Source organism: Streptomyces sp. NPDC058678, assembly GCF_042714835.1.
GTDB lineage: Bacteria > Actinomycetota > Actinomycetes > Streptomycetales > Streptomycetaceae > Streptomyces.
In genome coordinates this window covers 47,293-56,014 of the sequence record NZ_JBHXSG010000057.1, presented here as the reverse complement: position 1 = coordinate 56,014, position 8,722 = coordinate 47,293, and the positions used below count along the sequence as shown (strand labels likewise).

Annotated in this window: 9 protein-coding genes and 1 tRNA gene; 1 reads left to right on the top strand and 9 read right to left on the bottom strand. The window is 69.9% G+C overall.

The features are described from left to right. Positions 1–169: 169 nt before the first annotated feature. The 3 genes from ACFWWR_RS37005 to ACFWWR_RS36995 all read right to left on the bottom strand — a co-directional run bounded on the left by ACFWWR_RS37005 (position 170) and on the right by ACFWWR_RS36995 (position 4,152). The gene (locus ACFWWR_RS37005; RefSeq protein ID WP_384307964.1) at positions 170–991 is read right to left on the bottom strand and encodes a YceI family protein; all 822 of its coding nucleotides are present in this window, start codon (positions 989–991) and stop codon (positions 170–172) included. Positions 992–1,076: 85 nt separating this feature from the next. After that, positions 1,077–3,596 carry an MFS transporter gene (locus ACFWWR_RS37000; RefSeq protein ID WP_384307961.1) on the bottom strand — a complete coding sequence of 840 codons (2,520 nt, stop codon included), beginning with the start codon at positions 3,594–3,596 and terminating at the stop codon, positions 1,077–1,079. Between the two features lie 13 nt (positions 3,597–3,609). Beyond that, a complete protein-coding gene (locus tag ACFWWR_RS36995) occupies positions 3,610–4,152 on the bottom strand; it encodes a MarR family winged helix-turn-helix transcriptional regulator (RefSeq protein ID WP_383876697.1) in 543 nt (180 codons plus the stop codon). Positions 4,153–4,349: 197 nt separating this feature from the next. Between ACFWWR_RS36995 and ACFWWR_RS36990 the strand changes: the two genes are divergently transcribed. Beyond that, positions 4,350–4,553, top strand: a complete 204-nt coding sequence (locus ACFWWR_RS36990; RefSeq protein WP_383876694.1) for a hypothetical protein — start codon at positions 4,350–4,352, stop codon at positions 4,551–4,553. A 757-nt stretch (positions 4,554–5,310) separates the two neighbouring features. On the opposite strand, the gene ACFWWR_RS36985 is transcribed toward ACFWWR_RS36990, so the two are convergent. The 6 genes from ACFWWR_RS36985 to tadA all read right to left on the bottom strand — a co-directional run bounded on the left by ACFWWR_RS36985 (position 5,311) and on the right by tadA (position 8,718). Then, positions 5,311–6,192, bottom strand: a complete 882-nt coding sequence (locus ACFWWR_RS36985; protein ID WP_383862520.1) for an RNA polymerase sigma factor SigF — start codon at positions 6,190–6,192, stop codon at positions 5,311–5,313. 288 nt (positions 6,193–6,480) lie between these two features. Further along, complete coding sequence (locus ACFWWR_RS36980) at positions 6,481–7,368, bottom strand: RNA polymerase sigma factor SigF (protein ID WP_384307967.1); 888 nt, start codon at positions 7,366–7,368, stop codon at positions 6,481–6,483. 200 nt (positions 7,369–7,568) lie between these two features. After that, entirely contained in the window at positions 7,569–7,862 is a 294-nt protein-coding gene (locus ACFWWR_RS36975; protein WP_384307958.1) for a Dabb family protein, read from the bottom strand. 11 nt (positions 7,863–7,873) lie between these two features. After that, positions 7,874–8,050, bottom strand: coding sequence for a hypothetical protein (locus ACFWWR_RS36970; protein WP_217235915.1), 177 nt, complete (start codon positions 8,048–8,050; stop codon positions 7,874–7,876). Between the two features lie 89 nt (positions 8,051–8,139). Further along, positions 8,140–8,224: transfer RNA gene (locus ACFWWR_RS36965), tRNA-Ser, on the bottom strand. A 62-nt stretch (positions 8,225–8,286) separates the two neighbouring features. Next, positions 8,287–8,718, bottom strand: coding sequence for a tRNA adenosine(34) deaminase TadA (gene tadA, locus ACFWWR_RS36960; RefSeq protein ID WP_383862870.1), 432 nt, complete (start codon positions 8,716–8,718; stop codon positions 8,287–8,289). Between the last annotated feature and the right edge of the window lie 4 nt (positions 8,719–8,722).

The following is an 8,722-nucleotide window of genomic DNA, read 5'->3' as shown; positions in this document are numbered from 1 at the left end:
TGACATGCCACCAGCCCACTACACTCCCGACGATGCCTCTGACCAGGCCAGATAGCGAAACGCTGCTGGAGTACTAGGGCCTGTCCGGCGGATCATGCCGCAGACGCGGGGCTCACCTGCGTCGATGAGCCGCCGCGGATTTCCTGCGACTTGATCCGCCGGACGGGCTCTAGGCCTGCGGGAGCGACTCGCCCTGCACCGCCTGGATGTCCAGCTCCACCTTCAGGGTCGTACCGATGGCGGCGATGCCCGCCTGGACGACCTGGTTGTAGTCCATGGCGAAGTCCTCGCGCCGCAGTTGGGCCGTCGCCCGGAACGCCGCCCGGGTGCCGCCCCAGGGGTCCGAGCCCGTGCCGAGGTAGGCCAGGTCCAGGTCCACGGGTCGTACGACTCCGTGCAGTGCCAGTTCTCCGTGGACCGTCCAGCGGTCGGAACCGGCCGGCGTCAGCCCCGTGGACCGGTAGGTGATCTCCGGGAAGCGCTCGACGTCGAGAAAGTCCGCGGACCTCAGGTGGGTGTCCCGCATGCCGTTGCCGGTGTCGATGGACGCGGCCCGGATGACCGCCTCCACCCGGGACTTGGTGACGTCGTCGGGGGCGACCTCGATCGAGGCCGTGAAGTCGGTGAACCGTCCGTGCACGCTGGAGATGCCCAGGTGCTGGGCCACCGCGGCCACACTGGAGTGCGCCGGATCGACGGTCCACGGCCCGGGCGGCGGCAGTTCGGTGCCGCCCTGCCGGGCCAGCGTCACCGTGCCGACCTCGGCCCGCCCGCTCGCGGTGACGAGGGCGCTCGCGGCGGCGGGCGCGTATCCGACCGCCGTGACGATGACGGTGTACGCCCCCGGCGCGAGCTCGGTCGCGTCCCGCACCGTCCCGTCCCCGTCGGCCTCGGCACGCAGCACCTGCGAGCCGGTCATGTCGGTCACCGTGACGACCGCGTGCGACACGGCCCACCCGTCCCGCGTACGGATCTTCGCGGTCAGTCCCATCTCTCGTAACTCCTCAACTGAGACCGGCCCGTGGCGGTGCGCACCTCCGCTCGGAGTGCGCACGCCGCCACGGGCCGGAGCTTGACTACTCGCCGGGGTGGGCGAGTTCGATGTCGTGGTCGTCGACTCCGCGGCCGTTCACGGTCAGGGCGGTCGCCACCGGCGGGTACCCCGTCGCGATGACGGTGTAGTCGCCGCCGTCCAGGTCGGTGAAGGCGTACGCCCCGTCCGTGCCGGTGGTGGACGTCCCGACCACGTTGCCCGCCGCGTCGACGAGCGTGACCCGCGCGTCGGCCAGCGGACCGTGCGGCGCCCGTACGACACCCTGGAGCTGGGCTCCGGCATCGAGGTCGACCTCGATCCGGGTGACCCCGGTGCCGCCGATCTCGACGGGCAGGGCACGCGGCCGGTAGCCGGCGGCGTTCACCGCCACGGTCACCGTCCCCGGCACCAGCTCGGCGAAGGCGAACTCGCCCTGCTCGCCGGTGGCGACGGTGGCCAGCAGGTCACCGCGCACGTCCGTCACGATCACCATGGCTTCCTTGACGGGCAGCGCGCCCTGCGCGGCCCGCACGACACCGCTGAGCCCGCTGGTGCCGCTGAGCAGGATGTCGTACGACACCGGCTCGTCGCCCACCACCACGGTGGACGCCTGCGGCTGGAACCCGTCGGCGGAGGCGATCAGGACGTACGACCCGGCACCCGGCGCGTCCACCGCGTAGGAACCGTCGGCCCGCGCGACCGACCGGCCCAGCTGCCGTCCCGCCAGCGAGATCAGCGTGACGGCGGCCTGCGGGACGGGCGCGCTCTCGACACCGCGGACATGGCCGCGGACCGCGATTCCACCGGACACCGGTGCGGTCTCCCTTTCGACGGTGGCGACGGCCGCGAGCCTCTGCGTGCCCTGCGGACCGGCTTCGGTGCTCGTCTCGGCGACGGCCCGGCTCGGGACCTTCTCCTCGGCGACCGGAGCGGTGGCGGCGGCCTCGGCCCCGGCGGCCGGAGCCTTCGTCGCCGCGGCCTGCGCCAGCCCGCCCGAGGTCCGCAGCGGAACCTCCTTGATGAACAGCGTGACGAGGAAGGCGACCAGCGCGAGCGGCGCGGCGATCAGGAAGACGTCCGCTATGCCGTGGCCGTACGCGCTCTCCATCACGGTGCGCAGCGGGCCGGGCAGGCTGTCCATGTCCGGGATGCTGCTGCTGGTGTTGGAACCGGCAGCGGCGGCCGCGTACTTGGGGTCGAGAGTGGTGAGGCCGTCCTTGGCGTAGTCGGTGATCCGGTTGGCCATGACGGCGCCCAGCGCCGAGACGCCGACCGCACCGCCGAGGGACCGGAAGAACGTCACCGTGGAGCTGGCCGCGCCGAGGTCGGCCGGGTCCACCTGGTTCTGCGTGCACAGCACCAGGTTCTGCATCATCATGCCGATGCCGAGGCCCAGGAGCGCCATGAAGATCGCGATGTGCCAGTACTCGGTGTCGTAGCGGATCGTGCCGAGCAGACCCAGACCCGCGGTCACCAGCACACCGCCGGCCAGCAGCCAGGCCTTCCAGCGGCCGGTCTTGGTGATGACCTGCCCGGAGACCGTCGACGAGACGAACAGGCCGCCGATCATCGGGATGGTCATGACGCCGGACATCGTCGGCGACTTGTCGCGGGCCAGCTGGAAGTACTGGCTGAAGAAGACCGTGCCGGTGAACATCGCGACACCCACGAAGAGCGAGGCGATGGAGGACAGGGTGATGGTGCGGTTGCGGAACAGCCGCAGCGGGATGATCGGCTCGCTCGCCTTGGACTCGACGAGCACGAACAGCAGGCCGAGCACGACCGAGCCGCCGACCATCGCGTACGTCTGCCACGACACCCAGTCGAACTTGTCACCGGCGAAGGTGACCCAGAGCAGCAGCACGGAGACCGCGGCGGAGATGAGGAACGCGCCGCCCCAGTCGACCTTCACGTCCCGCTTCACGACGGGCAGGTGCAGGGTCTTCTGCAGCACGATCAGCGCGATGACCGCGAACGGCACACCGACGTAGAAGCACCAGCGCCAGCCGAGCCAGCTGGTGTCGGTGATGACACCGCCGAGCAGCGGACCGCCGACGGTGGCGATGGCGAAAGTCGCGCCGAGGTAGCCGGAGTAGCGCCCGCGCTCACGCGGGGAGATCATCGCGGCCATCACGATCTGCGCGAGGGCGGACAGACCGCCGACGCCGATGCCCTGCACCACGCGGCACGCGATCAGCATGCCGGGGTTCTGCGACAGACCCGCGGCGGCCGATCCGAGCACGTAGATGACGAGGGCTATCTGGACGAGAGCCTTCTTGCTGAACAGGTCGGAGAGCTTGCCCCACAGGGGCGTGGCCGCCGTCATGGACAGCAGCGCGGCGGTGACGACCCAGGTGTAGGCGGACTGGCCGCCGCCGAGGTCGCCGATGATCTCGGGGAGGGCGTTGGTGACGATCGTGGACGACAGGATCGCCACGAACATTCCGAGCAGCAGCCCGGAGAGCGCCTCCATGATCTGCCGGTGCGTCATCTGGACGCCGTCCGGGGAGCCTCCCCCGGGCTTGGCGTGGGCCCGCACACCGGCTGGTGTGGTCGTTGCCATGGACTTCCTTCTCTTACTTGGTGATCGCGGGTGTACGGGGGGACTCCTCGGCCACGGGAGCGGTGGGCGGCCGGGGCTCCACGTCAGAGGGGAGCGAGGTGGGCGAGGCGTGCGGGGCGTGCGAGCCGCGGCAGTCGTCGAAGCTGGCCCGGAGCCGTGCCATCAGCACGGTCAGCTGGGCCACCTCGTCGTCGCTCCAGTCGCTCAGCCGCTCGGCGAGCATCCGGCAGGTCAGCCGGGACATCTCCGCCAGCCGCGCCTGGCCCGCGGGCGTGAGGTGCAGGATGCGGGAGCGCTTGTCCGCCGGGTCGGGGGAGCGGTCGATCCAGCCGCGCTGGGCCACATGGGCCACATGCCTGCTGGTCACCGACATGTCCACGGCGAGCAGTTCCGCGAGCTTGCTCATGCGCATGTCCCCGTGACGGCCGAGCAGCGTGAGCACGGCGGCGGAACCGCTCGGGCAGTCGGACGGCATGACCCGTCCCATCTCCCGGCGCACGGCGCCGAAGGCGCTGAACTGACGGATCAGCTCCTCGTACTGCGCCTGCTCGGCCATCACACACCTCCCGTGTTTGTTGCTTAGGGCAACCATAGAACCGGTTGGTTGTTACAGGCAAATAAGGAGCGGGTGGTCGCCGTCAAAAACTTGGCAAAGGCAAGTATTGCTGTCGTAAACACACAGCTGAGGGGATGCGGTGCGGACCCGGAGCCCCCACTTGGGCCACACCCCCGGATTCGCTAGGGTCTCGGGGCATGGCTAACACGCAGGGCCCCCAGGGCAACCACGACCCCGCCGGCAGCACCCAGATGTTCCGCGCGTTCGTCGACGAGGCCCCTCAGGGCCGGCAGCAGCAGGCGGCTCCCTCTTCCTCGGGCGGTCCCCGCCTCGGCCTGATCATCGGCATCGTCGCCGCGGTGGCGATCGTTGCGGCGGTGGCCTGGCTGGCGCTCAAGTAACGTCCCACTCCCCCTGGACGGACCCGTCCCTCGTCTTCACCTGCGTGCCTTCGGCGCACTCGGCGTCGCCCGGTCGACGCCGAGTGCGCCGAAGTCGTGTGTCCCGCAAGGCAACAGCCGCGGAATCTCGGTGCTTTCGGGCACCGTGACGCACCACCGCTCGTCCGTGGCCGCACGCACGGGCCCGCCCGGCTGAGGGCGGCGGGACTGGCAGGGGTGGCCGTCGGTGACGCCGGTGGTGGACTCGCCGTCGTACGACCGGACTTGGCGCCCTCGGGTGGAGCAGGGCGCACCGATGCCGACCGGGCCGGGCTCCCAGCTGCCCTCCGCAGTGGTGTCCGGAGCCGGCCGGGTTGCCCGTGTCGCCCGGTCGAAACCGGGCGTCGTCGTCGAGCGACACCAGCGTCAAGCCCCGTCGGCACCACCGCCGTACCGGAGCCCCGGGGCGGACCGCCTGCCGCGTCCGTGGCGACGTAGTCACCGCCGCCGCCGCGCGCGGGCCACGCACCGCGCGGAGCGCTCATCGAGACCGGCCTCCCGCTCGCGCGCTGCGCGGCCACCCGCTTCCGCTCCCGCCACGAGACCCGACAGGACGACGGCCGCCGACGCGCCGGTCAGGCGCACCGACGGCCAGGTGTCCGTCCGGAACGGGTCTTTCGAAGCATCGCGCCAGGGTGGCTGACGCCCGTCACACAGGAAGCTACGCAGTGAGGGCTTCCACAGTCCCGAGATTCGGCCCGAGGCCCAGCCCCGAGACTCAGTCGGAGATGAGCCCCTCTCGCAGCTGTGCCAGTGTCCGGGTCAGCAGCCGGGAGACGTGCATCTGGGAGATGCCGACCTCCTCGCCGATCTGCGACTGGGTCATGTTGGCGAAGAAGCGCAGCATGATGATCTGGCGCTCGCGCGGCGGCAGCTTGGCCAGCAGCGGCTTCAGCGACTCCCGGTACTCCACGCCCTCCAGGGCCGTGTCCTCGTAGCCGAGCCGGTCCGCGAGGGAGCCCTCGCCGCCGTCGTCCTCGGGGGCCGGGGAGTCGAGCGAGGAGGCCGTGTACGCGTTGCCGACCGCGAGGCCGTCGACCACGTCCTCCTCGGACACGCCCAGTACCGCGGCGAGTTCGGGGACGGTCGGGGAGCGGTCCAGCTTCTGGGCGAGCTCGTCGCTGGCCTTGGTGAGGGCGAGCCGCAGCTCCTGGAGGCGCCGCGGGACGCGGACCGACCAGGAGGTGTCGCGGAAGAACCGCTTGATCTCACCGACGACCGTCGGCATGGCGAACGTCGGGAACTCCACGCCGCGTTCGCAGTCGAAGCGGTCGATCGCCTTGATCAGGCCGATCGTGCCGACCTGGACGATGTCCTCCATCGGCTCGTTGCGGGAGCGGAAGCGGGCGGCCGCGTAGCGCACCAGCGGGAGGTTGAGCTCGATGAGCGTGTCCCGTACGTACGCACGCTCGGGGCTGTTCTCGTCGAGTGCGGCAAGCCGCAGGAAGAGGGAGCGGGACAGGGTGCGGGTGTCGAGAGCTCCCGAGGTCGGGAGGGCCGGGGCCGGCGCGGCCTCGACGGCCGTTACGTCGTCGAGCGCGGGCGCGGGCTCGCTCTTTGTGAGCGTGAGCACCTTCGAGCTGCCCTGGTCTGCGGACATGCCACCCCCTTTGGGTCGCGGGACGGTACGGCGAACGCTCCGTAGAGGAACATCAGCCTTCACCTGAATACCGGAGCCGAAGCCACGGCAAACGCGCTTCCGGCAGAATGTCACATGTCGGCAACACGCTGTAGTGACATGTCGACATGCAAGACGTGAATACGCCCTGCCTACAGAGGGTCTGACGGTATTTCGGCACAGAAGGCCGGGATCCGCGCTGGTGAGCGATTCAGTCCTGCCGGTGACGACTCGATCCCCTATTCGGTTACGAGCCGACCGGTCTTCCTCTTAGGCGTCGATCCGGTTCGCGGAACGCAGTCGCTGGAAGCTACGCGCGAGTAGCCGCGAGACGTGCATCTGGGAGACGCCGAGTTCCGCGCTGATCTGCGACTGGGTGAGATTGCTGTAGTAGCGCAGCAGAAGAATGCGCTGTTCCCGCTCCGGCAACTGCACCAGCAGATGCCGTACGAGATCCCGGTGCTCCACGCCGTCCAGGGCGGGGTCCTCGTAGCCGAGCCGGTCCAGCAGCCCCGGCAGCCCGTCGCCCTCCTGGGCGGCCTCCAGCGAGGTGGCGTGGTACGACCGTCCGGCCTCGATGCAGGACAGCACCTCCTCCTCGGTGATGCGCAGCCGCTCGGCGATCTCGGAGGTCGACGGGGTGCGCCCGAAGGCGGTGGTCAGGTCCTCGGTCGCGCTGTTGACCTGCACCCACAGCTCGTGCAGCCGGCGCGGAACGTGGACCGTGCGGACGTTGTCGCGGAAGTACCGCTTGATCTCGCCGACGACGGTCGGCATCGCGAACGTCGGGAACTGCACACCCCGGTCCGGGTCGAAGCGGTCGATGGCGTTGATGAGGCCGATGGTGCCGACCTGGATGACGTCCTCCATCGGCTCGTTGCGGGAGCGGAAGCGGGCGGCCGCATAGCGCACGAGCGGGAGGTTGGCCTCGATGAGCGCCCCGCGCACCCGGCTGTGCTCCGGCGTACCCGGCACCAGCCCCTTGAGCTGGCCGAAGAGCACCTGTGTGAGCGCCCGGGTGTCGGCGCCTCGGCTGCGCCCGGGGGTGGCCGACGCGGCGGTCGGCGCGACTTCGGCGACTTCGGCGACTTCGGCGACCTCGACGACCTTGACGACTTCCTGGGGCGGCGCAGTACTGGCCGACACGGTCAACGCCACCTCTTCATCGTTCTTCAACGGTCAAACTCATCCATCAAAAGCGGTCATAGCATCACAAGACATGTGCACTGTGTGCAAGCACCGCATAGCGCCGTGTTGAGATGAGAGTTGGGGCATATGAAGCAAAAGAGCCCTCCGCCGTTCCGGCGGAGGGCTGCTCAGGGTGTGACGGATGCGGGGGGTGCGAGCGGTGCGAGCGTTCAGTACGTGTAGTCGGCGATCACCCAGGTGGCGAACTCCTGCCACAGCGTCACGCCCGCCTGGTGGGCCGGGTGCTCGACGTAGCGGCGCAGGGCGGGCAGGTCGTCGAAGCCGGAGTTGATGGCGAAGTCGTAGGCGATGGGCCGGTCGCTGAGGTTCCAGCCGAGCTCCCAGAAGCGGATCTCGGGGATGGTGCCTTCGAGCGCCCGGAAGGCCTCGACGCCCTTCACGACCCGTGGGTCGTCGCGCTCGACGCCCTCGTTGAGCTTGAAGAGGACCAGATGGCGGATCATGTGCGCTTCTCCTACTTGGCGCCGTCGGCGAGCCACGTGAAGAAGTCGCCGATGGACCTGGCTGCGTCCGATATGCCCTCGAAGGCTATCTGGACGTAGTCGGCGGCCTTGGCCGGGTCCGTGATGATCACGTAGAGCACGAAGACCACGGCAACGTAGACGGCGATCTTCTTCGCGTTCACCGCCATCGCGGCCTCCCTGTTTTCTCCGGTGTTGACCCCAACGAGCGCACATGATCGCACGAAGGGCCCCGTCTTTCGACGGGGCCCTTCTTCTGCGGTAGCGGAGGGATTTGAACCCTCGGTGACTTGCGCCACACTCGCTTTCGAGGCGAGCTCCTTCGGCCGCTCGGACACGCTACCGAGGGAGACCTTACAGCACGGTGGGGCGTGGTTTGAAATCGGTATTCGGTCGGTACCGGACGTCAGCGGGAGCGGAAGAAGTCGGTCAGCAGACGGGCGCACTCCCCGGCGAGCACACCCTCGATCACCTCGGGGCGATGGTTGAGCCGACGGTCGCGGACGACGTCCCAGAGGGACCCGGCCGCGCCCGCCTTCTCGTCGCGGGCGCCGTAGACCACCCGGTCCACGCGGGACTGCACGATCGCGCCCGCGCACATCGTGCAGGGCTCCAGCGTCACGACGAGCGTGCAGCCGGCCAGCCGCCACCCGCCGAGCCCGGCGGCCGCCCGGCGGATCGCCAGGACCTCCGCGTGCGCGGTCGGGTCGCCGGTGGCCTCGCGTTCGTTGTGCCCGGCAGCCAGGACGGTCCTGCCGTCGCCGGACAGCACGACGGCGCCGACGGGGACGTCACCGCCCCGGCCGGCCCGTCCGGCCTCTTCCAGGGCGAGCCGCATCGCG

Bases quoted from the DNA above. Each gene is read 5' to 3' on its own strand.
- ACFWWR_RS36985 (WP_383862520.1), bottom strand. From the start codon at position 6,192: ATGTCCGCAGACCAGGGCAGCTCGAAGGTGCTCACGCTCACAAAGAGC.
- tadA (WP_383862870.1), bottom strand. From the start codon at position 8,718: ATGCGGCTCGCCCTGGAAGAGGCCGGACGGGCCGGCCGGGGCGGTGAC.
- ACFWWR_RS37005 (WP_384307964.1), bottom strand. From the start codon at position 991: ATGGGACTGACCGCGAAGATCCGTACGCGGGACGGGTGGGCCGTGTCG.
- ACFWWR_RS37000 (WP_384307961.1), bottom strand. From the start codon at position 3,596: ATGGCAACGACCACACCAGCCGGTGTGCGGGCCCACGCCAAGCCCGGG.
- ACFWWR_RS36995 (WP_383876697.1), bottom strand. From the start codon at position 4,152: ATGGCCGAGCAGGCGCAGTACGAGGAGCTGATCCGTCAGTTCAGCGCC.
- ACFWWR_RS36990 (WP_383876694.1), top strand. From the start codon at position 4,350: ATGGCTAACACGCAGGGCCCCCAGGGCAACCACGACCCCGCCGGCAGC.
- ACFWWR_RS36970 (WP_217235915.1), bottom strand. From the start codon at position 8,050: ATGGCGGTGAACGCGAAGAAGATCGCCGTCTACGTTGCCGTGGTCTTC.
- ACFWWR_RS36975 (WP_384307958.1), bottom strand. From the start codon at position 7,862: ATGATCCGCCATCTGGTCCTCTTCAAGCTCAACGAGGGCGTCGAGCGC.